General features: G+C 57.7%; 21 protein-coding genes. 7 read left to right on the plus strand and 14 right to left on the minus strand.

What is annotated here, in order from left to right; translation table 11 throughout:
- Positions 1-48: 48 nt before the first annotated feature.
- Positions 49-885, minus strand: coding sequence for a nitrilase-related carbon-nitrogen hydrolase (locus GN111_RS30050; protein ID WP_155307286.1), 837 nt, complete (start codon positions 883-885; stop codon positions 49-51).
- Complete coding sequence (locus GN111_RS30055; RefSeq protein WP_155307287.1) at positions 882-1,277, minus strand: secondary thiamine-phosphate synthase enzyme YjbQ; 396 nt, start codon at positions 1,275-1,277, stop codon at positions 882-884. Before GN111_RS30055 ends, GN111_RS30050 begins: the two co-directional genes overlap by 4 nt.
- 373 nt (positions 1,278-1,650) lie before the next feature.
- Here GN111_RS30055 and GN111_RS30060 point away from each other — a divergent pair, with 373 nt between their 5' ends.
- A complete protein-coding gene (locus tag GN111_RS30060; protein ID WP_155307288.1) occupies positions 1,651-2,766 on the plus strand; it encodes an IS110 family RNA-guided transposase in 1,116 nt (371 codons plus the stop codon).
- Between the two features lie 452 nt (positions 2,767-3,218).
- On the opposite strand, the gene GN111_RS30065 is transcribed toward GN111_RS30060, so the two are convergent.
- From GN111_RS30065 to GN111_RS30090, 6 genes are all read right to left on the minus strand, one after another.
- Positions 3,219-3,536, minus strand: a complete 318-nt coding sequence (locus GN111_RS30065) for a TusE/DsrC/DsvC family sulfur relay protein (protein ID WP_155307289.1) — start codon at positions 3,534-3,536, stop codon at positions 3,219-3,221.
- A gap of 167 nt (positions 3,537-3,703) precedes the next feature.
- Positions 3,704-4,549, minus strand: a complete 846-nt coding sequence (locus GN111_RS30070) for an FAD/NAD(P)-binding protein (RefSeq protein ID WP_155306100.1) — start codon at positions 4,547-4,549, stop codon at positions 3,704-3,706.
- Positions 4,550-4,560: 11 nt separating this feature from the next.
- The gene (locus GN111_RS30075; protein WP_155307290.1) at positions 4,561-5,625 is read right to left on the minus strand and encodes a 4Fe-4S dicluster domain-containing protein; all 1,065 of its coding nucleotides are present in this window, start codon (positions 5,623-5,625) and stop codon (positions 4,561-4,563) included.
- Between the two features lie 12 nt (positions 5,626-5,637).
- Positions 5,638-6,585: a 4Fe-4S dicluster domain-containing protein gene (locus GN111_RS30080; protein WP_155306098.1), complete on the minus strand. Its 948-nt coding sequence runs from the start codon at positions 6,583-6,585 to the stop codon at positions 5,638-5,640.
- A gap of 1 nt (position 6,586) precedes the next feature.
- Entirely contained in the window at positions 6,587-7,018 is a 432-nt protein-coding gene (locus GN111_RS30085) for a hydrogenase iron-sulfur subunit (RefSeq protein WP_155307291.1), read from the minus strand.
- Between the two features lie 15 nt (positions 7,019-7,033).
- The gene (locus tag GN111_RS30090) at positions 7,034-11,473 is read right to left on the minus strand and encodes an FAD-dependent oxidoreductase (RefSeq protein ID WP_155307292.1); all 4,440 of its coding nucleotides are present in this window, start codon (positions 11,471-11,473) and stop codon (positions 7,034-7,036) included.
- Between the two features lie 435 nt (positions 11,474-11,908).
- Here GN111_RS30090 and GN111_RS30095 point away from each other — a divergent pair, with 435 nt between their 5' ends.
- The 3 genes from GN111_RS30095 (at position 11,909) to GN111_RS30105 (ending at position 15,569) form a co-directional block, all read left to right on the plus strand.
- On the plus strand, positions 11,909-13,489 hold the full coding sequence (locus GN111_RS30095; protein WP_155307293.1) for a two-component system sensor histidine kinase NtrB: 1,581 nt from the start codon (positions 11,909-11,911) through the stop codon (positions 13,487-13,489).
- 182 nt (positions 13,490-13,671) lie between these two features.
- A complete protein-coding gene (locus GN111_RS30100) occupies positions 13,672-15,015 on the plus strand; it encodes a sigma-54-dependent transcriptional regulator (RefSeq protein ID WP_155307294.1) in 1,344 nt (447 codons plus the stop codon).
- The gene (locus GN111_RS30105; RefSeq protein ID WP_170302524.1) at positions 15,012-15,569 is read left to right on the plus strand and encodes an archaemetzincin family Zn-dependent metalloprotease; all 558 of its coding nucleotides are present in this window, start codon (positions 15,012-15,014) and stop codon (positions 15,567-15,569) included. The genes GN111_RS30100 and GN111_RS30105 overlap by 4 nt, the downstream gene beginning before the upstream one ends.
- Positions 15,570-15,924: 355 nt before the next feature.
- On the opposite strand, the gene GN111_RS30110 is transcribed toward GN111_RS30105, so the two are convergent.
- Both GN111_RS30110 and GN111_RS30115 read right to left on the minus strand, forming a co-directional pair.
- A complete protein-coding gene (locus tag GN111_RS30110; RefSeq protein WP_155307296.1) occupies positions 15,925-16,839 on the minus strand; it encodes a glycine cleavage system protein H in 915 nt (304 codons plus the stop codon).
- A 4-nt stretch (positions 16,840-16,843) separates the two neighbouring features.
- Positions 16,844-17,845: a glycine cleavage system protein H gene (locus tag GN111_RS30115; protein ID WP_155307297.1), complete on the minus strand. Its 1,002-nt coding sequence runs from the start codon at positions 17,843-17,845 to the stop codon at positions 16,844-16,846.
- A 354-nt stretch (positions 17,846-18,199) separates the two neighbouring features.
- Here GN111_RS30115 and GN111_RS33480 point away from each other — a divergent pair, with 354 nt between their 5' ends.
- The 3 genes from GN111_RS33480 to GN111_RS30125 all read left to right on the plus strand — a co-directional run bounded on the left by GN111_RS33480 (position 18,200) and on the right by GN111_RS30125 (position 20,251).
- Complete coding sequence (locus tag GN111_RS33480) at positions 18,200-18,667, plus strand: ferritin-like domain-containing protein (protein ID WP_170302525.1); 468 nt, start codon at positions 18,200-18,202, stop codon at positions 18,665-18,667.
- Positions 18,668-18,673: 6 nt separating this feature from the next.
- The gene (gene miaA, locus GN111_RS30120; RefSeq protein ID WP_170302526.1) at positions 18,674-19,600 is read left to right on the plus strand and encodes a tRNA (adenosine(37)-N6)-dimethylallyltransferase MiaA; all 927 of its coding nucleotides are present in this window, start codon (positions 18,674-18,676) and stop codon (positions 19,598-19,600) included.
- A gap of 264 nt (positions 19,601-19,864) precedes the next feature.
- Positions 19,865-20,251, plus strand: a complete 387-nt coding sequence (locus GN111_RS30125; protein WP_170302527.1) for a response regulator — start codon at positions 19,865-19,867, stop codon at positions 20,249-20,251.
- A 13-nt stretch (positions 20,252-20,264) separates the two neighbouring features.
- Here GN111_RS30125 and GN111_RS30130 read toward each other — a convergent pair whose 3' ends face one another.
- The 4 genes from GN111_RS30130 to GN111_RS30145 all read right to left on the minus strand — a co-directional run bounded on the left by GN111_RS30130 (position 20,265) and on the right by GN111_RS30145 (position 25,465).
- Positions 20,265-21,407, minus strand: coding sequence for a sensor histidine kinase (locus tag GN111_RS30130; RefSeq protein WP_155307299.1), 1,143 nt, complete (start codon positions 21,405-21,407; stop codon positions 20,265-20,267).
- Positions 21,400-23,739 (minus strand): PAS domain S-box protein, encoded by a 2,340-nt coding sequence (locus GN111_RS30135; RefSeq protein ID WP_155307300.1) that lies wholly within the window; start codon positions 23,737-23,739, stop codon positions 21,400-21,402. The genes GN111_RS30130 and GN111_RS30135 overlap by 8 nt, the downstream gene beginning before the upstream one ends.
- Before the next feature lie 256 nt (positions 23,740-23,995).
- Positions 23,996-24,862, minus strand: a complete 867-nt coding sequence (locus GN111_RS30140; protein ID WP_155307301.1) for a CoB--CoM heterodisulfide reductase iron-sulfur subunit B family protein — start codon at positions 24,860-24,862, stop codon at positions 23,996-23,998.
- Between the two features lie 45 nt (positions 24,863-24,907).
- Positions 24,908-25,465 (minus strand): 4Fe-4S dicluster domain-containing protein, encoded by a 558-nt coding sequence (locus tag GN111_RS30145; protein ID WP_155307302.1) that lies wholly within the window; start codon positions 25,463-25,465, stop codon positions 24,908-24,910.
- Positions 25,466-25,471: the final 6 nt, after the last annotated feature.

The following is a 25,471-nucleotide window of genomic DNA, read 5'->3' on the forward strand; positions in this document are numbered from 1 at the left end:
CCACCTGCCCTGCATACGGACCGAATCATCAAATCATCCGCCCGGTGATTAATCCAGTTCGTTGATACGGGGCTGCTGCTGATATAAGCCGGGGCGCCGGTTGGGAAAGAAATAGCGCATCCGGTGGTTGCGGACGTGGTGGAGTTGATCCGCTTTTAGGTCCGCCAGGAGCAGACCCGATGATCCTGAAAGACGCTTTGCGATGATTTCACCGGAGGGAGAAAAGACCACCGCATTGCCCGGGAAAGTCAAACCGTTTCCGTTTTCGCCCGTTTGATTGCAGGCCACGACGAAAAGTCCGTTGTCGAACGCCCTTGCCGGAAGATGACGCATCCACGACTGGTGTTTGTCTTGTGCCACGCCGCGTGGGGAGGCGTGGGGAATGAAAATGACGTCGGCTTCGGCTTCCGCCATTCGGGTGGCGATCTCAGGGAAATGGGCATCGTAGCACAACTGGATGCCGAACCGCAGGCCCGACCAGTTGAACACAGGCAGGCTTTCGCCGGGGATGAAGTGCTCCATTTCCGGCGGCGCCAGTTGAAGTTTGCGGTAGATGCCGGTCTGACCGCTGGGCGCGATAACCATGTGACAGGCGTACACCCTTTTGTCGCGGGCCTTTTCCGCAAACCCGACCAACAGGCAAATCTCTTCATCGACCGCAAGTCGGCGCAGTGCCTCCACTTCCGGCCCCTCGACGCTGATGGCATGCTCAGCGATCTGCTCGCGGTTGCTGTATCCGGTAAGATTCATTTCCGGGAAGCAGACTATCGCAGCGCCCGATTGCCTGGCCCGAAACGCCCAGTGTCGGGTGCGTTCCAGATTCCTGGCCACCTGCCCCACAGGGCAGCGGCAGACCACGGCAGCGATACGGAAATCGATTTTCATGCCCGAATCAGCCGGATGTCTATTTTTCGGGTTCGCGGGCCGTCGAATTCACAAAAGAAGATTCCCTGCCAGGTGCCCAGCACCAGGCGGCCCTTTTCAACGACAATGGTTTCCGACGATCCGATAATGGACGTTTTCAGGTGAGCGGGAGAATTGCCTTCCATATGGCGGTAGGCCTCCTTCCACGGAACGATCTTGTTGAGCACCATGAGTATATCGTGTTTCACCGCCGGGTCGGCGCTTTCGTTGATGGTGACGGCTGCCGTGGTATGGGGAACGAAGACTACGCAGAGGCCGTCGGTGATGCCGCTTTCGGTCACCTGTTTCTGGACCAGGGCGGTGATGTCGATCATTTCGGTTTGGGAATTCGTCTTGATGGGCAGGCGTACCATAAAGAACCTCCAAATAAAAAAAGGTACCCGTTCATGGGGTTGAAATGCCCAATGTGCCGCAACTGCCTGAACAGTTAGCTTTTACAGGGTGCCGCAGATGTGAGGCGCCGGGCACGCAGACGGTTTGGTCAACCTTCAAGACATAATGGTTGACAGTTTAGACCGAGCAACACGGTGAATCTATGAGAGCAACCCGCGAAAATCCATCATGACCTCCGACGAGCATTTTTAGGGGCCCATTCTCGGCCATGATGATTTTCGCTGGACTCCGCAGCAATCCCGGATAAAAAAACCTGCCATCCTTGCAAACGTGGGTTATGTTGGATGTCGTCTGATAAACCCCAACACAGAGCCAAAATCAAGGAGGCAGGTCATGACAAAGCATAACACATTTATCGGTATGGACGTCCATAAAAATTCCATTGATATCGCAATTGCTGACGAAGGCCGTAAAGGACAAGTGCGTCATTATGGCAAAATCGATGGCACTCTTTCCACCTTGGACAAGGTCGTTCGCAAACTGGTCAGCACGGGCAACCGACTACACTTTGTGTACGAAGCCGGTCCTTGTGGCTATCAGATCTATCGCCATCTTTCCGATCAGGGATTCGATTGTGATGTGGTCGCACCATCCAGGATTCCCAAGCCCAGTGGAAACCAAATCAAAAATGATCGTCGCGATGCTCTGATGCTGGCCCGTCTGCATCGTTCCGGCAACCTTACCGCTGTCTACGTTCCCCGTGCCGAAGACGAAGCCATCAGGGATTTGACCCGAGCCAGGGAAGATGTAAAAAATGACGAGAAAAGAAGTAAACATCGTCTGCTATCTTTCCTCCTTCGCAGTGGGATCCGCTATACGGGTGGATCGCCGTGGAGCATAGCCCATATGCGCTGGCTGTCTGACATCAAGATGCCTCATCAGTCCCAACAGGTCGTCCTGCAAGAGTATATCGGCACCGTGAATCAATGCAAAGAACGCGCACAACGATTGACCGAACAAATCCAACAGCTACTGCCCGAATGGCAGCTGTACCCAATTGTTCAGGCACTTCAGAGCATGCGCGGTGTCTCAACAATTGTGGCGGCCACGACCGTTGCCGAGATCGGCGACCTGAAACGGTTCCAAACACCAAGCGAACTGATGAGCTATCTGGGTCTGGTGCCGTCGGAGCACTCCAGTGGTCCAAAAACAAAGCGCGGTCCGATTACCAAAGCTGGAAATGGACATGTCCGCCGTGTCCTGACCGAGGCAGCCTGGGCATATCGGCTGCCGGCCCGGGTCAGCCGGGCATTGCTCAAACGACAAGAAGGCCTGCCAGAATCCGTCTATGATATTTCGTGGAAGGCGCAACTCCGGCTTTGCTCTCGCTACCGTCGACTATGGAACAAAGGAAAAGCGAAACAAGTTGTCGTAACGGCCATTGCACGGGAACTATGCGGATTCATGTGGGCAATCGCAAATGAAATTGAAGTACCGGCAAACAACTAACCCAAACAGATAATCAAAGAACAACTGGCAACAATCTAACGGAGATCATTTAACAAACAAATCCAACAACGTTCCAGGGCAGTTACAGGGGCGCAACCACGGTCAGGAGAACCCTCGAGGGCACTATTGGATAGGTCGTTTGGCCGAACTCCCGAATCAAGACCGAGGCAGCTCCACGACGAAGCTATGTCATGCGGTATCCAATCCGCGAATATCAGAGTGATCAACCGTCGCAACTCTGGTTCCGCTCCTTTGAGTGCCCTGGAACATAGCACTGACAAGGACCGCTGAAAAACAGTTGGCAGGGAGTTATTTTTTCTCTTGACAACTGTCAACCATATCAGTGCCCGGGAACAAAGCAGATGCGTTCACCCTGTGAAAGCTTACAAAAAAAAAGACCCCGCCTGAATGTTTCAAGCGGGGTCTTTTTACAAAACGGATTGTTGTTGCGATTAGACGCAACCGGTGGGTTTCGGAAGACCCGCCATCTTACAAGCTCCCTTTCCGGGGCCTGAGGGGAACAGCTCGTAAATGTGTTTCAGTTTGAAGCCGGTGACTTTGGAAAGCACGCGAACCATGGGAGCGATACCATTCTTTTCGTAGTATTCGCGAAGCACCTGGACAACTTTCTTGTGCTCATCGTTCAGTTCGTCGATACCTTCTTCTTTCTTTACGTACTGCACCCACTCTTCAGACCAGTTGGTGTAGTCGTCAATGAAACCGTCTTCGTCTACCGTAAAAGTTTTTCCACCAAATTCGACTGTCGGCATGTTACACAATCCTCCTTTACAAATTTGTTAGTAATTCCGGCAAGCTGCCGTTTAAGTTCTCCTGTAGAATTTACGTGTATTAGCGAATTCAATCATCCATGTCAATATGAAATCCAAAAACCCCGCGGGAAAAACAATTTGATGTCATTGATATTTTCCCGAATCAATCAATATTCCCGGGGGGTCTTGTTGATCTGATCCAGGGTGAAGACCGGTCCGTCCTTGCAGACCAGTTCCTTGCCGATGCCGCAGCGGCCGCACATCCCGAACCCGCATTTCATCCGGTTTTCCAGGCTCATGATGATGTGGTCGTGGGCGTAGCCAAGCTTTTCCAGTACCGGCTGGGTGAATTTGATCATGATCGGCGGGCCGCAGACGATGGCATAGGTGTCGTCTCCGCCCGAGGGCGCTTTCTGCTCGGTGATCGGCGGCACGAACCCCACGTTGTATTTCCAGTCCGGATCGTCGGTGGCATCCACGGTGATGTGCATGTTGATGTCATCGCGCTTTTCCCACTCCACCAGTTCGTCCTTGTACAAAAGCATGCCCGGAGATCTGGCCCCGTAGACCACGTCGATGTTGCCGAACCTGGGCCGGTTGGCCGGGTCCAGCATGTAGACGATGGACGAACGCAAGGTGGTGAAGGCGAACCCGCCGCCCACGATGAGGATGTTCTTGCCCTCCAGAAGTTCCCAGGGATACCAGTTGCCCAGAGGCCCCCGCAGGCCCATGATGTCTCCGACCTTCATGTTGTGCAGGTGGGTGGTGACCACCCCGGCGCGGTTGACGGTGAACTTGACGAACCCCTTTTCCACCGGGGACGAGGCGATGCCGATGGGGATCTCGCCCTTGCCGGGAATGGAGAGTTCGCCGAACTGGCCGGCCTTGTATGCGTATTTTTCCTCGTCACCGTCGTTGAGAAAGACGAACTTGAAGGTCTTCAGGCTCTTGTCTTCGGCCTCGACCGTGATGTCGTCGATGCGGACCGGATAGGGTAAATATGGATTTTGCATTGTTTATCTCCCTAGCTCTGCGCAACGCAGGCGTCTGCCGGCGCAAAACTGTTCATCTTTTCGCACACCCGGCGGATGTCGATGTTGACCGGGCACTGGCGCACACACCGGCCGCAGCCCACGCACATGATACCGGCCTGGTACTTGTCCACGAAGTACTTGAGCTTGTGCATGAACCGCTGGCGCACGCGCTGGGTTTTGGTGTCCCTCGGATTGTGGCCGGTGGTATGCACGGTGAATATGGGGAACATGCAGCTGTCCCAGTTCTTCGTGCGCACCCCGGACGTACCGTGCACCTCGTCCTGGATGTCGAAGCACCAGCAGGTGGGGCAGGTGAAGGTACAGGTCCCGCAGTTCAGGCAGGCAAAGGCCAGATCGTCCCAGAACGGCGCTCCGTGCAGGGCCAGCAGATCCGTATCGGCCAGCTTGTCGGTCGGCACCGAGGAGACGATTTTGGCCTCGGCGGCCTGCTTGGCCGCCATGAAGGCATCCGCCGCCTCGGGCGTGGCCTGGTTCCAGCCGGCCGCCTCGGCAAAGGCCTGGCCTTTTTCGGTGAATATTTTGGCCAGGTAGCCGTCGTCGTGGGCTGCCACGAGAATGTCCAGACCCTCCGCGTTATAAGGTCCGCAGCCGGTGCTGGTGCAAAAGCAGGTGGACAGCGGCGCGTCGCAGGCCATGCCGATGAAGGTGGTCGCCTCGAAGGCCCGCAGCCAGTAAGGGTCCTTGACGTCCGGGGTGTCGAAGTTCAGTTTCACCAGTTGAACGGCCTTGGCGTCGCAGGGCCGGATGCCCACCACGGCCCTGGGCGAATAATCCTTGGCCGCCTCCTTCATGATGTGGTGGTCGTCCCGGCTTTCGTCCAGGGAGTATTCGAGCATCACCTCGGACTGGGGAAACAACAGTTCTTTGGGCGACAGGCGGGTGTTGACCATGTCCAGATCCGGGGCCTGCCCTTTTTCCAAAGCCTTGAACTGGTGGCAGTCTTTTTCCTTGACCGGCCCGAACAGCCGGTAGCTGTCGGCCGCCGCCGTCAATCCCTCGGCCCAGTTCTTTTTGTCGATTGCAACGAGCGTCATAGCGTTCATCCTTTATTTGATAAAAGCCCCGGGGTCATTGGGCTGATAAACATCCAGGGCCGGACGCTGTTCCAGAGAGAGACCGGCTTCCCAGCCGAACTGCTCCTGGCAGTCTTTTTCCAGTTTGCGGGTCAAAATCCGCATGTCGATGCCTACCGGACAGGCCCGCTGGCAGGCCCCGCAGTCGGTGCAGCGGCCGGCGCAGTGATAGGCCCGCAGAAAATGGAAGGTGCGCACGTCGATGGGGTCCTGGCCCTTGCCCACCCACTGGGGCTTGGACTCGTCCACGAAACAGGTGGGACAGTAGCACAACGGACAGGCATTGCGGCAGGCGTAGCAGCGAATGCACGGGGACAACAGGTCCTCGAAAAACTGCCACTTGTCCGCGGCGTCCATCTCCTCGATCTTGCGGATGTCCGCGTAGCGGTCGATGTCCTTTTGCTCTTCGACCGGATCGGCCACCATTTCGTCATGGATCACCGGATTGCGGTGGATGCACAACGCACAGTTTTGCTGCAGCACCTCGGCCTTGTCGAACAGGCTCTCTGCGGCCGCGGTTTTGACCTTGACCGTGGTGTCGGTCTCGGAGACCTCCAGGATCTCACCCTCCACCAGGGAAGCGATCCTGCGCCTGTCGATCATGCCCGTGCAGGGCACGCCGACGATGTGCAGCTGATCGCGCCCGATCTTGTTCTCGACGATGTGGTTGACGATGTTGCGCGAATCGCAGCCCTTGGCGAAGACCGCGATCTTCTCCTTGCGGTTGGTCAGGTAGTTCGCCAGGTTGATGCCGCAGTTGCTGTCCCAGATCAGGGAGGAAACGTCTTCCTCCCGGGTCACGAAGCACGGCTCGTTCATCATCGGCATCGTCCCTTTGCGAAATCCGATGACCATCTCCACACTGCACTCGCTGAGAAGGCGACCGGCAATCTCCCTCATTTTTTCGCTGTATCCTAACATGTTACGCTACCTTCGCCTGTGGTTTGACAAATCGGGTGTTCGGGCCCAGGGCGCGGACCGCGTCCGTCACCTGAGTCACAACGTCGATGAATTTGGTGGCTTCGGCTGAAGACACCCACGACATGTGCACGCGGTCGCGTTCGATTCCCATCAGTTCCATAAGATTGGTGAACAAAGCAAATTTTCTCCGAGCGTAGTAATTACCTTCCAGGTAATGGCAGTCGCCCGGATGTCACCCGGACACCCACACTCCGTCGGCACCGTTGCGCAGGGCTGCCAGGGCGAACTTGGGGCTCATGCGGCCGGTGCAGGGGATGCGGATCACCCGGATATTGGGTGGATATTGCATCCGGCTTACGCCGGCCAGATCCGCCGCGCCGTAACTGCACCAGTTGCACAGAAAGGCTACAATTTTCGGTTCCCACTCAGACATGTTCTTCTCCTTTTATTAAATGGCGTCAAGCATGGCAAAGATCTGATTGTTGTCGAATCCGTTCAGATGAATGGCGCCGGATCGGCACGAAGCCACGCACAGGCCGCAGCCTTTGCACAGGGCCGCGTTGATCGTCGCCCGGCCGGCAAACATGCGTGCGTCTTCCGGGATGAAACTGGGTGCCGAATACGGGCAAATGGATACGCACACCCCGCAACTGGAGCACATCTGGGGATCCACCGAGGCCACTTCTCCGCTGGTAAAAATGTTTTCCTGGGCCAGGAGGGTGACGGCCCTGGCGGCAGCGGCCTTGCCCTGGGAAATGGCTTCGTCGATGGATTTGGGATAGTGGGCCAGTCCGCAGAGGAACACGCCGTCGGTGGCGAATTCCGAGGGACCCAGCTTGGCGTGCTTCTCGACGAAAAAACCGTCGTCGTTCAGCGGAATCTTGAAGAACTGGGACAACTGCTCGTCGGCGTAAGGCACGATGGCAGCGGCCAGGGTGACCAGGTCCGTGGTGATTTCCATGGGCAGGCCCAGAACGTGGTCGGTGACGCGCACCGCCAGCCGCTCTCCATCCTGCACCACCTGGGGTTTGTTTTCCAGATCGTAGCGGATAAAAATGACCCCGGCTTCGCGGGCTTTCTTATACAGAATCTCCCGCTCGCCGTAGGTGCGGATATCCCGGTAGAGAATATAGACGCTGCTATCCGGGTTGCGTTCCTTGATGGCCAGGGCGCTTTCGATGGAATGGGTGCAGCAGACCCGGCTGCAGTAGGGACGTTCCGGTTCGCGCGATCCCACGCACTGGATGAACACGGCCGTGTCCACACTGTCCAGCATGGGATCTTCGGCCAACATTTTACGGTCCAGTTCCAGGCTGGTCACAACCCGGGGGTCTTGCCCGTAAAGGTATTCGTTGGGGGTAAGCTCGCTGGCGCCGGTTGCGACCACGGCGACGCCGTGTTCGATGGGGGCTTCAGTACCGTCGGTTTTCAGTACGGTCTTGAAATTGCCAACGAAACCCTCCACTTCGGCCAACTCGGTATTCAGGTGCACCGTCAGGCTCTTTTCGGCGTTCACCTGGCCCACCAGTTCGGCCAGGTGCTTCTGGATGTCTTCCCCCTTCCAGGTGCGGTAGAGGTTATTGGCCTGGCCGCCCAGCCGATCGCTGCGTTCCACCAGATGGGTTTCGTATCCCTGGCGGGCCAGACTCAGGGCGGCTGTCATACCGGCGATGCCACCGCCGATGACCAGCGTGGCCTGACCGACGGTGAGTTCGTTTTCGGCCAGCGGCTGTTTCAGGACCACCTTCTGGACGGACATGCGCACCAGATCCTTGGCCTTCTGGGTGGCGATGTCGGGATTGTTCTTGTGAACCCAGGAGTCCTGGTTGCGGATGTTGACCATTTCGAACAGGTATTTGTTCAGACCGGCGTTGATCAGGGTTTCCTGAAAAAGGGGTTCGTGAGTTTTGGGGGTGCAGGCGGCCACCACGACACGGTTGAGATTTTTCTCCTTGATGATCTCGGTCATGATGTCCTGGGTGTCCTGGGAACAGGTGTACATGTTGTCGGTTACGTATTCCACGTAGGGCAGCGTGCCCGCATAATCGCGCACGGCCGGTACGTCCACCACCCCGGCGATGTTGATACCGCAGTTGCACACGAAGACCCCCACCCGGGGACGATCGCCGGCCACATTGATTTCCGGCACCACTTCGGCGGTGCGGGTCTGGGTGTTTCTTGCCGAACAGAGCAGCTCGCCGGCGGCGGCTGCCGAGGCGCTGGCATCGACCACCGCCTGGGGGATGTCCTTGGGGCCCTGGAAGGCACCGCAGACGTAAACGCCGGAGCGGCTGGTGGTAACGGGGGCAAAAGTCGTGGTCTCGCAGAAATTGCTCGGCGTGAGGCCCACGCCTAAAGACTGCGCCATGGTGACCACTTCGGGGGACGTTTCCAGCCCCACGGAAAGGACGATCATGTCGAACGTCTCCGTCTCCATCTCGCCGCTTTCGGTAACATAACGGATGGACAGGTCATCGCTGTCCGGCAGGGGAGCGACGGTGTGGACTTTGGACCGCAAAAAGCGGATGCCCTGGGCCTTGGCACCTTCGTAGTAGCGTTCGAAGTCCTTGCCGTAGGTTCGCATGTCCATGAAAAAGACCGCGCAGTCCAGCGCATCGCCGGCGTGCTCCTTGGCGATGACGGCCTCTTTTATGGCGTACATGCAGCAGACCGACGAGCAGTAGGCATTGTCGCAGCGGTTCTGGTCCCGCGATCCCACGCATTGGAACCAGGCGATTTTTTGAGGCTCCTTGTGGTCCGATGGACGGGCCACATGGCCTTCGGTGGGTCCGGAGGCGGACAGCAGGCGCTCGAACTGCATGGAGGTGATCACGTTGGGATGTTTGCCGTAGCCGTAAAAGTCCAGCTTGGATGGATCGTAGGGGGTGAAACCGGGTGCCAGAATGACCGAACCCACGTTGAGATCCAGCAGTTCGCGCTGCTCCTGGTGGGTTTCCAGGGTGACGGCCCCGGCCCCGCAGGCCTCCACGCACTGGTAGCATTCGCAGCAGTAGCCGCAGTTCAGGCAGCGCTGGGCTTCGGCCTTGCCGGCTTCCTCGTCCAGGCCCAGCTCCACTTCGTCGAAGTTGCCCCGGCGGGCTTCGGGTTCAAGCTCGCGGACCCTGGCGCGGGCCTTGGCTGGCTCGCCTTCGGGCACCGGACGGTAGACCGGGTCTTCCCGCTCGATGGGCTCCCGGCCCGCGGCCATGTCGGCCCCGTCCAGGTAGCGCACGATGGATTCGGCCGCCTCCTTGCCCGCGGCAATGGCCCCGATGGCCACCCAGGGACCGGTCTGCAGATCGCCGCCGGCAAAGACGCCTTCGCGGCCGGTGGCGTAAGTGATGGGATCCACTTCGGTGGTGCTCCAGCGGGTGAACTCCAGCCCATCGACCTCGTCGATGCAAGACAGGTCCGGACGCTGACCGATGGCCGGAATCAGCTGGTCGATCTCAAGATCGTATTCGCTGCCCGGCACCGGCACGGGACGCCGGCGGCCGGAAGAGTCCGGTTCGCCCAGCTCCATGCGGATGCAGCGCATGCCGGAAACCTTGCCGTCCGTGACCAGGATCTCCTGGGGCGCGGCCAGGTAGGTCAAAGAGACGCCTTCGGTCTCGGCGGCCTGGATCTCCTCTTCCCAGGCCGGCATTTCGGCACGGGTCCGGCGGTAGACGATCTGGACCGTCTCGGCACCCAGGCGCACCGCCGAGCGGGCCACGTCGATGGCCACGTTGCCGCCGCCGACGATGGCCACGTGCTTGCCCACCGGAGCCTTGCCGGTGAGGTTGACCTCCCGCAGAAAGTCCACGCCCTGGCGCACGCCATCGGCCTGTTCGCCGGGCACGCCCAGGGTGATGCCCTTGTGGGCGCCCAGGGCCAGATAGACCGCCTTGAACCCCTGGTCGAACAGGCTGTCCACGGTCAGGTCCCCGCCCAGCGGGGTATCGGTTTTGATCTCCACGCCCAGGTTGGTGATGATCTCGATGTCCCGGTCCAGCACCTCGGACGGCAGGCGGTGATCCGGGATGCCCACCCGCAGCATGCCGCCGGCCTTGGGCAGGGCTTCGTAGATCGTACTCATGATGCCCCGGCGGGCCAGCTGATAGGCCGCGGAAAGTCCGGCCGGGCCGCTGCCGATGATGGCCACGCGCTCGTCGCGCTTTTCCGCCATGGGGATCTCGATATTGCGGGCATCGAACTGGTCGGCGGCCAGGCGCTTCAGGTCGCGGATGGCCACGGGCTGGTCCACCTCGCAGCGGCGGCAGGCGTCCTCGCAGCCATGGGGACAGATGCGGCCCAGCACGCCGGGCAGGGGCAGGTCTTCCATGATGATGGAAAGGGCCTCTTCGTATTTGCCCTGACCCACCATCTGCACGTAGCCCTGGACGTTGATCCCCGCCGGACAGGCCAGACGGCAGGGCGCCTTGTCGACTTTCTGGATGGCGAAGGCGCCGGGAATGGCCTGGGCATAGCGTTTGTAAGTGGCTTTGCGTATACTCATGCCCTGATTGTATTCGTCGGGGAGGCTGACGGGGCAGGCTTCGGCGCAATCGCCGCAGGAGGTGCACTTGGCCGCATCGATATAGCGGGGACCCTTATCGATGGTGACGCTGAAATTGCCTTCGGTTCCCTTGATCTCTTTAACTTGTGCACATGTGATCAGGTTGATGTTCAGATGCCGGCCGAACTCGACCAGTTTCGGAGAGATAATTCACATGGCGCAGTCGTTGGTGGGAAACGTCTTGTCCAGCTCACTCATCACCCCGCCGATGGCCGGGGATTTTTCGACTACATGAACCAGGTATCCGGAATCGGCCAAATCCAACGCAGCCTGCATTCCGGATATTCCGCCGCCGACAACCAGAACCGAACCAATTGCGTTCTTCGTCATAATATCTTCTCCTGATCGCTCGTAAAACCCATGGTGATGATTCACCGTGCTTCGTACGATTTAAGTAATAATAAGAGGTTAGGGATGTTGGGATACAAACTTACCTATATGGCCAAACCTGCCTTGTCAATAGAATTCACAGCGCCTTTCCCCTGCGTTTCCTTCAGGTTATGCGAATATGCCCAAAATATTGTCGGGAATCAAGGGAAAAACAATTTTTTCTCGCCATCGGTCGAAAAGAAGCTGCCGGCCCGGCTTTCTGTCGAAAGGAAACCGAATCCGGGCAGCGGGGGGCCCCGCTTTCCCGTCAAGGGGTAAATTCACCTTGATTCATCTTCGAAGACCATGCTAAATTCCGTGATTATTTGAACATTTCAACACCTCGACATTGGCCCGATTCTTTTTCGTCCATGCCACGCTCAGGAGGCGCATCCCATGGCCAATGACCATCTCTCGCTCGTCAACATCGCCCTGATCGGCGGTGGCTTATACTGCAAAGAGGTCCTGGAGATGACCACGGTGAATTTTCTCCAGGATCAGGTCAACTCGAGAATCGTTGCCGTGGCCGATCCGGACGGCAAAGCGCCGGGAATGGTGCTGGCCGGACGCAGGGGGTTGAGCACCGTTGCGGACTACCGGGAATTATACCAACCGGACTACCAGGTGCACCTGTTTATCCTGCTCAACCCCGATCCGGACCTGCTGCGCCAGATCCTGGATACCAAGCCTGACCATCTGCGGGTTCTTGCCCACCAGCCTTTCGAACTGTTCTGGAAGGCGTTTAAGTCCAGGGAACGGCTGCTACAGCAGCGGACCAGGGAGATCAAAACCATCCTTAACGGCATCCAGGACCTGATTCTGGTCATCACGCCGGATCAGGAGATCGTGGATGCCAATGAGGCCTTTTTGCGACAGATGGGCTACGAAAAAAACGAAGTGGTGGGCAAAAAATGCTTCGAAGTGTACCACCAGACCAACCAGTCCTGCTATGGCGCCCAGAGCGGATGTCCGCTGCGCACGGTGATCCGCAATCGCAAGGCGGCCCAGACGATACGTACCCGCACCGGCCCTGACGGAAAGACCCATTATATGGAGGTCAGCATCCACCCGCTGTGGGAAAAGAGCGGCAAGATTTCCCGGTTTCTGGAAATCAGCCATGATTTTACCGAGCGCAAGCTGCAGGAGGAGGAAAACCGGAGGCGGCTCGAGCAAATGGTGGACGAGCGCACCCATGAATTGCAGGAAACCCACGCCAAGCTTCTTCATAAGGACAAGATGGCCTCTCTGGGCAAGCTCTCCGCTTCGGTGGTCCACGAGATTAACAACCCCATCGCCGGCATTTTAAACCTCATCCTGCTCATGAAGCGGATTTTAAGCGAGGAGTCGGGCGACAGCGGTGGTCCGGGGCGCGAATCCTTCAACCGTTATCTGACCCTGATGGAAGCCGAAACCCGCCGGATCAGCCGCATCGTCGCCAACCTGCTGACCTTTTCCCGGCAGTCCAAAATGGAAGCGGCCGTGCTGGACATCAACGGACTGATCGAAAAAACCCTGACAATCAACGAAAACATGCTGAAAATCCACCATGTCCAGGTGAGAGCGGATTTGCACCCCGCCCTGCCGCCGGTGGTCGGTTCCGCAGACCAGTTGCAGCAGGTATTCATGAACATGGTGTCCAATGCTGCCGAGGCCATGGAAGGACAGGGCGGCGGCGTATTGACCGTAAAAACCTGGTTTGGCGGCGGCGACTCGGTTCACATTGACTTTGCCGATACCGGGGTGGGCATCTCGCCGGAGCATTCGGACAAGCTCTTCGAGCCCTTTTATACGACCAAAAAGAAAGGCAAGGGCGTCGGGCTGGGGCTCAGCGTGGTTTACGGCATCATCAAGGCCCACAACGGCAATGTCACGGTGGATTCCGAACCGGGCAACGGCGCTACATTTATGATCCAACTGCCCTTGTCCCCGGAATCGAAACGCGACGAAGCGCCTGATATCGGCTGGAGCGCAAGCTAACTCGTGTTCATCCGGAAATGGCCAATTTGCCCGATATCTTTGTTGCGCGAAAAATTTTATCCTCGAAATATCAACCATATGTCTTTGGTAAAAATTTTCGTGCGCCTCGATCTCGACCAAGTTTTCCTATTTCCGAATAAACACCGGATCGTTTTTATCCAGGGAGGCAACGCGGAGGAACAATGAGCAAAACCCGGATCATGGTGGTGGATGACGAACTGATCATTCGGGAATCGTTGGCCGGGTGGCTGGAGCGCGACGGCCATCATGTGGAAACCGCCGAAAGCGGGGAAGCGGCCCTGAAAAAACTCACCAACGAACAGTTCGACATCCTTCTGGTTGACATCAAGATGGAGGGCATGAGCGGGCTGGACTTGCTCCGGGTCGTCAACGAGCAGGACCTAGATACGGCCGTGGTGATGATCACGGCCTACGGTTCCATCTCCACGGCCATCGAAGCCATGAAAAGCGGTGCGGTGGAGTACCTGCTCAAACCCTTCGATCCGGAAGAGATCGGCGTTCTGATCGAAAAGATCATCTCCCAACAGGCCCAGGCCAAGGAGAACCTTTACCTGCGCGAAGAGGTCAAGGCCCGTACCCGGTTCGAAAGCATGATCGGCCAGTCCGCGGCCATGCAGCAGGTGTTCGATCTGATCCGGGACGTGGCGCCGACGGATTCGACGGTCCTGATTACCGGCGAGACCGGAACCGGCAAGGGGTTGGCCGCCAAGGCGATCCACACCAGCAGCCGACGCAGCCAGGGGCCCTTTGTCGCTGTCAATTGCGGCGCCATTCCCGAACACCTCATGGAAAGCGAACTTTTCGGCCACCAGAAAGGCGCTTTCACCGATGCCCGCGAAACCAAAAAGGGGCGTCTGGAACTGGCCAACGGGGGGACCCTATTTCTCGACGAGATCGGCGAGATCAGCATGCGGATGCAAATCGATCTGCTGCGGGTGCTGGAGGACCGCGTTTTCTACCGGGTGGGTGGGACTCAACCCCTGGAAGCGGATTTCCGGGTCATCGCCGCCACCAACCGCGACCTCAAGGAAGCCATCGCCGAAGGCAGCTTTCGTGAGGATCTTTTCTACCGACTGAACGTCATCGCTTTTGCCATGCCGCCCCTGAGCCACCGCAAGGAGGATATCCCGCTGCTCTGCGACCACTTTCTGCGCCGTTTTGCCCAGGAGACCAACAAGCCGATCCGGCAGGTCAGCCGTGAAGCCATGGACGAGATGATGCTTTACGACTGGCCTGGAAATATTCGTGAACTGGAAAACGCCATCGAAAGGGCCGTGGTGGTGGGCAAGGGGCCCCGGGTGATGGCCGAGGATTTGCCCATTGTCTGCGGCCTGAAAGGTGCCGAGCCTGCGGACCATAGCCTCAAGGCCATCGAAAAGAACCATATCCGGCAGGTGCTTGAAGAGAACGACTGGAATATCTCGATTTGCGCCAAAATCCTGGGAATCGACCGATCCACCTTGTACAGCAAAATCAAACGTTACCAGCTGCAGAGCCCGTCTTGAGCACCGATTTCCGAAAAACCGTTCTGATCGCACCCATCGGCGAATTCGAGGCCGATATCCTCCAAGCCGTCGACGCCATGATCAAAAAGGCCTTCGATCTTTCCTGCCGCATCGAACCGCTGCTTGACACGATCGATTTTGCCTGGAACGCCGAACGCGAACAGTTTCATTCCACGGCCATCCTGGCCAGACTGGCCGAAAATACGCCCGCCGAAGTGCTCAAGATTCTGGCCCTGACCAAAGAAGACCTGTTTATTCCCATTCTCACCCATGTGTATGGAGAAGCGCAGCTGGGGGGTACCAGTTGCATCGTCTCCACCTTCCGGCTGTCCGGCGGCATCTCGCCAACCGTCCAGCGGGGGCACTATCTGGAGCGCATCGCCAAGGAGAGCGCCCATGAGCTGGGGCACACTTTCGATCTGCGCCACTGCAAGGACAGCCAGTGTCTGATGCATTACTGCCGCGGCATCGGCGACGTGGACGGCAAGAGCGACCAGTTCTGCCGCTACTGCCAGGTGATGCTGGAAGATCACTTGAAGGCAATCAGGTCCTGACGGTGCCGTCTGATTTGCATTATGTTAAATCTCCGGCTGTGCCCGTGCGACTCGAAGCGGTTCGGACCGGTTCGGCGGGACATTCAATCGGCAAATGGCCCATAGAACGTCGAACATCCAACGTCCAATGTTGAATGAAGGAAATCGCTCCGCTCCGGCGTCCAACAAAAAGGTTTCACGAGCTTTTGTTGCCTTCTGTTAAGCAGGATTTTAAGATATTAAAAAAGAAAGCATACCTTATTCGAAGTTGGACGTTCGATGTTCGACGTTCATGGGACTGGACTTCAGCCCCTTCAAAGAGCTTCATCAAACCACCGGCTCAGCAGGTGGCCGTTGATTCCAATTGAATGATTTCCTATGTTCTGAGGAACTGCCGGGCCATTTTCTCCCAGCAGGATTGTGGCAGTTGGCCTAAAATGTCGTCCGCCAGATGGCCGCCATCCGTTGCCATGGGTCCCAGTTCGGTTTCCAGGGCCTGATACAACCGGTCCATTTCCGCCTCGATAAAAGTCGTGGCCTCCATGCCCATCTGCAGGCTGCGCAGGTCTTCGCGGAGGTCGGTCGGCTGTACCATGAGCAGCCATCCTTTTCCGTATGGGTCCGCCGGCACCGCCCCGGGGTGGGTTCTCACCTCGGGGTTGAAGGCGGTGACCACCCCGCTGACCGGCGAAAGCAGGTCGGCATTGAGCGAACCGCGACGCATGCATACGCCCACGTGATCCCGCTGCACCGGTTTGCCCATCAGCGGCATGTCGATGGACTCCATGGTGCCCAGCAGACGGGCGGCAAAGGCGTCAAGCCCGATGCGCACCTGGCCGCCGGAGGCCAGTCCCACCCAGGTGTGTCCCTGATGGAAGTAAACACCCTGAGGGATCTTGACCCCATGGACATCCTTCATCCCCACCGGCTGGATGACGGCGTGGACCGCATATTGATCCTGGAAATACTGGTCGAATTCGCAGTTGCTGCACAGGTAATCGTTGGTGCAGGGCCGAAAACCGATGCGCCGTTTAAGATGGTGCAGGCAGGGGCGCCGGTGAACGGGCCGCTCCCTGAGCTTGTCGGCCCAGTAGACGATTTGTCCGCGCCGGCCGGAAACGGCCTGGCCGGCTGCCAGCCGTCTCTGGTTTTTTTCGGCCAATTGCCGCAGTATCCTGTCGAAACGGCAGCCATTGCAGTCATAGGCCCTTCGGCACATTTTGGCTTTCACCACGCCGGCCTGCATCCAGATGCACGGATCGGCCGGCGTCTGTTGCTGTCGCTGGTTCATAGCTTTATTCCGTTTTCAGAAACGCCCGGGCCAGTTTCTTCCATTCCAGACCAGGCAGGTTGCCGTAAAGATCCGATCCGAAAGTTCCGCCGTCGGCCGCCAGGGGGCCGGCTACTTCGGTGACCATCTCTTCCAGAACACCCACTTCCTCGCTGATCCAGTTCGTGCTGTCCGCGTCGCTCATCAATTGCTTGGCCGCCGACTTGATGTCCGGCGTGCGAACCAGAAACAGCCACCCATCGCCATAGGGCTCGCGGTTGGTCAGTCCCGGATTTTCCAGCACGCGGGTATTGACTTCCACAATCACGCCGTCGACCGGCGAACGCACATCCGCCAGGTTGTCGCGCCGCTTCAATCCCCAGGCGATTTCGTTATGGTTCATCTCCTTGCCCATGAGAGGAAGTTCGAAGCCGTCGGCCTGACCGAACACCTTCTGGGAGAAGTCGTCCAGGCCAATGCGCATATAGCCGCCGCTTTCGATGCGGGCCCAGGTGTGGCCGTTGTGGAAATGGTAATGGCGGGGAACGTCAAAGCCTTTGACCGTTTCGACCCAGGTGGGATCGCTTTTGGTTTTTGCGCTGAGGACATCCTCGAAATATTGATCGAAATCGCATTTTTCGCACCGGAAATCATAGGCGCAGGCGCGATGGGCGATGCGTTGGGTCAGGCTATGCCGGCAGACCCGCTCCAGAGCCGGACGTCTGCGCATGGCATCCTGCCAGCTGACCTGTTTGCCCTTATCCACCTTGGCCTGCATGGCGTGATCGTATTTGCAGGTAGTGCAGTCATAGAAATTGTTGCAGCTTTTGAATTTGACCGCGCCGGACTGCATCCAGAGGCAGGGGTTCTCGGCCTGGGCCTTTTTATCCGGTTTGATGACCCACACCTGCCCGCCCAGCACCGAGCCGATTCCGGCCGGCTGCTTTACTTCGTGGTGCCGTCCTCGGCGATAAGACGATCCGTACCCGATGTGGCTTCTGGAATGGTTGTCTTTCTTCTCGATCATTGCCCTTCTCCTTTGCTGGTGTTGTAAATACTTGATTTCCAATAATGGCGTTATCTTGATTCCGGTCTGTCGGGTGTGGTACACCCCAAATGGGAGCGACTTGTTAACGGGTACAGCAAGCTGCGTGCCATCCAATTAATATCTTGATTTTATAGTAAATACAGATTTTCATAGGCTGTAGGACGCAACGGCTGCCCGGAAATTGTGGTGTTTTCCAACAGTTCTGAATGCGAGATCGAGCCTCGAAGACCGAAATAGATGTGATTAGCTAATATTATCTGTTGGTTATTAATCTGTAGGATTTTCCTACAGCGATAGTTGGATTTTCCTACACGATAAGGAAAGGAGACCCCCATGGATTTCAAGAATCTGGAAGCGCTGATCCGGTTTGCCATCGAAAAGGAAAAGGAGGCGGCGGAATTTTACGAATCGAACAGCGAGTCGGAAATGATGTCCGGTAAAAAGCAGATGCTCAAGGAGTTTGCCGCCGAAGAGCGCAAGCACCAGCAGATGCTGAAGGAGTATCTCGCCACCGGCGTGGCCCGGAAACTGGATGAATACCGATTCGAATGGATCACCGACATCAAGCGCAGCGACTATGTGGACGAGGTGGAATACCAGCCGGGCATGGCCTACAACGAGCTGCTCATGCTGGCCATGAAACGGGAGGAAGCGGCACTCAAGCTTTACAACCAGCTGCTGGAAAAAGCGGAGGACGAAGACGCCAAAAAGCTGTTCAAAATGCTTTGCCAGGAGGAGGCCAAACACAAACTGGCCCTTGAAACCATGTATGACGACTACATGGCCGAAATGGGCGACTGATTTCCGGTGCCCGCCGCGTCGAAAAACAGGATCGTGGTTGTCTGCGGTCCCACCGGTTCCGGCAAAACCGGTCTGGCCATCGGTCTGGCGCAGCAGTTCGGCGGTGAGATCGTGGGGGCCGATTCCATGCAGATCTATCGCACCATGGATATCGGCACGGCCAAGCCGACGCCGGCCGAGCAGGCCCAGGCAGCCCACCACATGATCGACATCTTGGACCCCGACGAGGACTTCGACGCCGCCATGTATGCCGACGCGGCCGACCGCGCCATCGACGGCATCGTCGGCCGCGATCGGCTGCCGCTGGTGGTGGGCGGCACCGGTTTTTACATCAAGGCCCTGGTGTACGGTCTGTTCGAAGAAGGCCCGTCGGACCCGGAAATTCGCCGGCGGCTGAAAAGAAGCGTTCAGTCCGAAGGCAGCGCAGCCCTGCACCGGCGACTTGCGGTGTTGGACGACCGGGCCGCGGCCAGGATCCACCCCAACGATGCTTATCGCATCGTGCGCGCATTGGAGGTGTTCGAAATCACCGGCCAGCCCCTCAGCGACTTCCAACGGCAGCACCGGTTTCAGGATCAACGGTTCGATGCCCTTTTTCTCGGCGTTACCTGGCCCCGGCCGATCCTTTACGACCGCATCGACCGGCGGGTGGATCGCATGATGGACCAGGGATTGGAGGCAGAGGTGAGGGGGCTGCTGGCCCGGGGCTATGGTCCTCAGCTCAAGTCCATGCAGAGCCTGGGGTACCGGCACCTGACCGCTTTTATCGACGGCCGAACGAGTCTCGATGAAACGGTCAGGACGCTGAAACGGGACCACCGCCGCTATGCCAAACGACAGTTGACCTGGTTCCGGGCGAACCCGGCGGTCCACTGGATGACGCCTGAAACACCGCAGGCCGCTGTTGACCGGATCGGAAAATTCCTGGCATAAAAACGTTGCCATGACCGATGCCGGTTAAGACGTGTCTTCTTCGCGATGTTTCGAAAAGTGAGCGGCCGAGGCCGCTGAAACGACCGGAAGGGCGTTCTGGCCGGCAACGCTAAAGAGACCCGGGCAAACGACCGATACAAATGGAGTAACGGTGGCATGCGTCGGGCCCATATTTTGATCGATCCATCCGGTCAGCGAAAAGGATGCTTAGACCGCTATGACGATAGCCGAATTGTCAAAAGACGTTTTTTCGATCCAGGAGGTATGATGTCATCCCCAATCCGTGTTCTGGTGGTCGATGATGAACCGTCCATTCGCAACAGCCTGTTAGAGTTTCTGGAAGACTGTCAGTTTGCCGTTTCGGCAGCGGACAGTGCCGAAAGCGCACTGGAACTGATTGAACACACGCCTATCGACGTGGCCATCGTGGACATCCGGCTTCCCAAACTCGATGGCGATTCCTTTATCCTCCAGGCCCACCAGCGCTCCCCCCGCATGCGGTTCATGATCCATACGGGATCCGTGGAATATAAACTGCCCGATGAACTGAAAGGTTTCGGCGTGACTCACGATTGCGTTTTTCTCAAGCCGCAGATGGATCTTTCGGTTTTTGAAACGGCGATTCGTAAAATGATGGACGCCGGAGAATAACGAACATTCGCAACTACCCGTCCGCGGCCGGCGATCTGGGAATCGTCACCTTGAATTTTGTTCCCTTTCCCACCGTACTGGAGACCGTGATGGTGCCTTCATGCTGGCCCACCACGCGATTGGCGATGAACAGCCCCAGGCCGGTCCCTTTTCTCCCCTTGGTCGAGTAAAACAGATCGAAAATCGACTTGCAGGTCTCCTCGTCCATGCCGATGCCGTTGTCGGCGATGCAAAATAGAATTTCTCCGTTGTCGTCGTTCACGGAAAAGTCGATGCGATGCCCGGTGGTCGCACGGTTTTTCAGGCAGGCATCGACGGCATTGTCCAGGATGTTGATCAAAGCGGCCTGCAGGTAGTCGGCGTCCACCGCCATCGTACCTAAATTCTCTTCGAAACGGCACTGCAAGTCGATGCCGCCGGTTTCGATCCTCGGCTGGATGACCCGTACCAGTTCCTCGGAAAAATCCAGGACCTCGACCGGCGTCCGTTTCAGTTGCCGTTCCTTGGCGTAATAGAGGATGTCCAGCACCATCTTGCGGATTCGTTCGGCCGTCTCCCGGGCGGCATCGCACCCTTGGGCGGCACGCTCGAGATCCTGCTTTTCAAGACCGGAAGCAACCAGGTAGAGACCGCCGTCCAGGCTGGTGAGCAGCCCCTTCATGCCGTGGGAAATGGACCCGATCATCAACCCCAGGGAGGCCAGGTGGTCCTGGAGTTCGGTTTTTTCGCGCACCAGCCGCTCCAGGTTGCGGGTGTAATCCCGGAGCCTGGCACGCATGTCGATCTTTTCCAGGGCCCGGCGAATGGCGATCTCCAGCGCATCCACATTGATGGGTTTGGTGATGAAATCGGTGGCCCGGTACTTCAAACTGCGAATGGCCAGGTTCATGTCCCCGTGGCCGGTGATCATGATCACTTCGGTTTCCGGATTCTCGTGCTTGATTTTGCGCAGCAGTTCGATGCCGTCGCCTCCCGGCATTTTGATGTCGGTGACCACGATCTGGGGATTGTCCGCCTGAAAGATTTCGAAGGCCCGTGCGGCGTTCTCGGCTTCCAGCGTCAGGTAGCCCATGTCCTGCAGGGCGATGGCCAGAACGTCGCGGATATCCGGCTCGTCGTCAACAATCAGAACGGAGTTCTTGCCGCCGTCATTCATTTTTCAACCGCTCCGAAGCCGATGCCGATTCTTTCTGGCCATTGACCCCCGCCTTTTCGTCGATTATGGGAAATCGCAGTGCGAAACAGGTGCCGTTAGGTTCGTTGGGCGTCGCCTCGATGGTTCCGCCGCACTCCTTGACGATGCCGTAGCTGATGGATAGCCCCAGTCCTGTTCCCTTGCCCACTTCTTTGGTCGTAAAAAAAGGTTCGAAGATTTTCTCCACAATATTCTCGGGGATGCCCGTGCCCGTATCGCAGATCCTGCAGACTACCTTACCAGCATCGCTGCGGGTCCACAAGCGGATGGTTTTCTCTTTCTCGTCGTCGCCGGCAGGCCGGTCTCCCCACCGGGATTCGATGGCGTCGCGGGCATTGAGCAGCAGATTGATGAACACCTGCTCCAAGCGGCTGGGGTCGGCATGGATGCGCGGAATCGATTCGTCGATTTCCCACACCACCTGGATGCCGCGCACCTTGAGCTGCTGGCTGAATATTTCGAAGGCGCTTTTCAACACATCGTTGACTTGCACCGGGACCAGTTCCATGTCCGACTTTCTGGCAAACTGGCGCATGTGGTTGATGATCTTGGCAGCTCGGTCCACATTGCCGTCCACCTTGGAAAGCATGGTGTTGAGTGTGGATGGATCGATGGCTTCCTGGGCCGTGATCTTCTTCATGAAGAAGCTGCTAACTGTCTTGATGACCGACAGCGGCTGGTTGAGTTCGTGGGCCACGCCGGTGGCCATCTCACCCAAAGTGGCCATCTTGCTGGCCTGAATCAACTGCTGTTCGGCTTCCAGACGTTTGGTGATGTCGCTGGTGGTGACCAGCAGCACTTTGCGCCCGGAGTACTCGGAGGGCGAGATGCGAATGTTGACGAACAGGCCCTTGCCTTCGCGATCCAGATGGCGGGCCTGGTTGATCACCGAGCAGGTGACCAGTTTAAAGGCATAATGATCCCGCTCGTCAGGATGAAAGAGAGTCATGAAAGAGCGACCGGTGATCTCCTCCACAGGAAAACCGTAAACGGCGGTCACGCTCTGGTTGCAGTCGATGATTTCCAGGCTGTCCACATCCAGCACGAATACCGGGTTGGGGATATTGCTGAAGATGGCGTGGTACTTCTTTTCCGATCGCTGCAAATCCTCTTCCAGTTGCCGACGCTGGGAGATGTCCAGTGAGATTTCCATGGCGGCGACGATTTCGCCGCTGGCATCTTTAATGGGAGAAGTTCGCACCAGCCAGTGGGTTGGAGAGCCGTCCTTGTCCACCCCACGCTCTTCGGTCTGGTGGGATATTCCGTCGGCAAAGGTCTTTTCGACCGGGCAGACCTTACATTTTTTATCCCTGCCTTTATAGGCGTGATAGCAGTGATCGTTCGGCCCGGGGGCAAATCGCCGGGCGAACTCGTTGTTGTACCGCAGCAGGCGATAGTTGCTGTCCTGGACCGTGATCAGACAGGGAACCTGTTCGAACAGGTTCTGATATTCGTCGCGCTGCTTGTTCAACTCTTTCTGGCTGGATGCGATCTCTTCGGACATCTGATTAATGGCCGACGCCATCTGCCCCAATTCGTCCATCTTTTCGATCTGCACGCGGGTACTGTAGTCCCCCCGGGCAATGCGACGGGTGCCGTCGATCAGGCGTTTGATGGGGTAGTTGACGAAGCGCAATACGAAAATAAAGATGATTGCCGACGTGATGAGAAAAACGAATCCCGCTAGGCCGATGATGCCCCGCTCCGCCATCAGGATTTCGCGGTCGGTGTCTTCCAGGCTGATGACCACATCCAGGGCCCCGAGAATTTTCTTGCCTTCGGGGTGAACATGGCAATCGCCGGTGGCACAGCCGGGTTCGTTGCGGATGGGGCTGATGATGCCCAGCAGACGATAACCGGAATCGGAGAAGAAGATGCGGGTGCGTTCCTCCAGCGGAACCTCGGTCATGGGAGGATCGGTTCGATGACAGATATGGCAGGCTTCGGCCTTGATGTTGGTGGTGAGCTCCACCTCCTCGGGCCGGTTGGAGTATTTGATCTCCCCTTCCTTGTTGTAAATGCGGATGTTCTTGATCTCCGGCTGCCGGCCGATGTTGTTGATGATCTGGTTGATCTCGTCGCGGGAGTTGAGCATCATGGCATAGTGCGTGCCCAGCCGGATGGTGGTGGTGAGCCGGTCGGTGCCGGCCACCATGTTGTTCATCAACTTCTCTTTCTGGTTGCGAATATTAAAGGACGACCAGGTGGCAATGGTGACCAGCAGCACGATGCCCACGGCGAGGATCAGCTTGGAAGCCATGCTGTTGCGCAGGTTTTGGATGAGGTTGAACATGGATCGATATCTCGATAAACGGCGCAACCGAAGCGGTCACATTCGTTTGTGAACTGTGTGTAATAGATCAGGTGGCGTTCAGAAGACAGAATTCAGAAGTCGGAATCCAGTCATAGACTCGCCTTTTGCTCGATCATTATTAAAACTGCGGTTCTCTGTCAAATTCGAGTGCCCCTGCACCCCGCTTCCACGCTTCGTGTGGGAGCATCCATTGCATGGTCCGCCATCCGTCCTTTGACTTCCGACCTCTGTTCAACTAATGGATTTTCTCCTTGAAACGTTTCTCTATTGCCAGATTCAAATCCATTCCCAGTTCCTTGGGATCCAGCCCCATGGCCAGTCCGAGCAGTTGCGGCAGATAGAGCACGGTAATGGAAAGGTCCTCGCCGGCCATGCGGGAAGCCTTGGTCTGCCAGCCGTCCAGGTTGATCTGGCACATGGGGCAGACGGTCACGATGAGGTCCGCTCCTTTAGCTGCTTTCAAAATGGAGCGGACCCTTTCCAGTCCGGTCTCGGGCTGGGTGCTGACCAGAGAGGCGCCACAGCAGCGGGACCCCATTTCCCAGTCGAGGACCACGGCGCCCGTGGCCTCGATGAAGGGAATCATGGTTTTCGGCCGCTCGGGATCGTCGAATTCCACGTAGGGACGCAGGCACTGGCAGCCGTAGTAAGGCGCCACGGTCAGGTTGTCCAGGGAGCGGGAGATCAGGGGAGCGATGCGCTGTACTCCAATATCCACGGCGATGACGTCCAGCAGATGGCGCACCCGGGCTGTTCCCGCGGCCTGGAGTCCGACTGCCTCTAAAGCGTCGTTGATGGCAGCCCGGCCTTCGGCATCGCCGCGCAGGGTCTCCCGGGCTTTTTTCAGGTTCAAATAGCAGGCGCTGCACGGCACCAGGACCTGGCCGTCGGGATCGGCCCGCTCGGCCAAGGCCAGATTGCGGGCGCCCAGGGACAGGGAGAGCATATGGCTGAGCGGTGCCGCCGCGCTGGCCCCGCAGCACGTCCAATCTTCGATTTCCTCCAGGTCGACGCCGGTGGCGGCCAGCACTGCCCGTGTGGAGAGGTCATACTCGCGTGCCGAGGCGGTCAGGCTGCATCCCGGATAGTATAGGTATTTCATGCAAAATCTCCCATTGTCGCATATCAGTCATGTGGCTGGAATCGATCAGCGATCATCGCCTGCTTCTTCCAGTTGCTTGACTTTTCTGAAAAGGTCCTCCAACGGCGTTGCCTCGGATTTCCCGGCGCCCAGTTCAACCTTGCCCTTGCCCATCAGTTTCATGCCCAAGGGGGCGAAGCGAAAGGGAGCCACGGGACTTTTCATGGCCGTGAAATAGCGGGTCATGAAGGCCATCTCGTGCAGGCGGCCGCGGCCTTGAACGGTTCGCATGAAGGTCTCGTAGAAAAGCCGGCTGGCGCGATGGCGTTTTTCCTGCCGGGCGAAGGCGATGCCCTTCAAGGCTTCCATGGCCTCGGTGAGAGGAAGGCCCCGGGGGCAGCGCAGGGTGCAGGTGTAGCAGTCCGAGCAGAGGATAAAGGTCCGGCTGGCCATGACATCGGCCAGGCGCCCCATGATTACCAGGCGCCACATTTTCCTGGGGGTTAGGTCCATCTCCCCTGCGTTGGGGCACGAGGCGGTGCAGGTGCCGCATTGGATGCAGGGGAGCAGTTTGGCGCGGATATCGTCCAACGGATTCGATGCATGCGGATTGGATTCGTTCATGTTTCC

It is taken from the genome of Desulfosarcina widdelii (assembly GCF_009688965.1).
In the GTDB taxonomy this organism is placed as follows: domain Bacteria; phylum Desulfobacterota; class Desulfobacteria; order Desulfobacterales; family Desulfosarcinaceae; genus Desulfosarcina; species Desulfosarcina widdelii.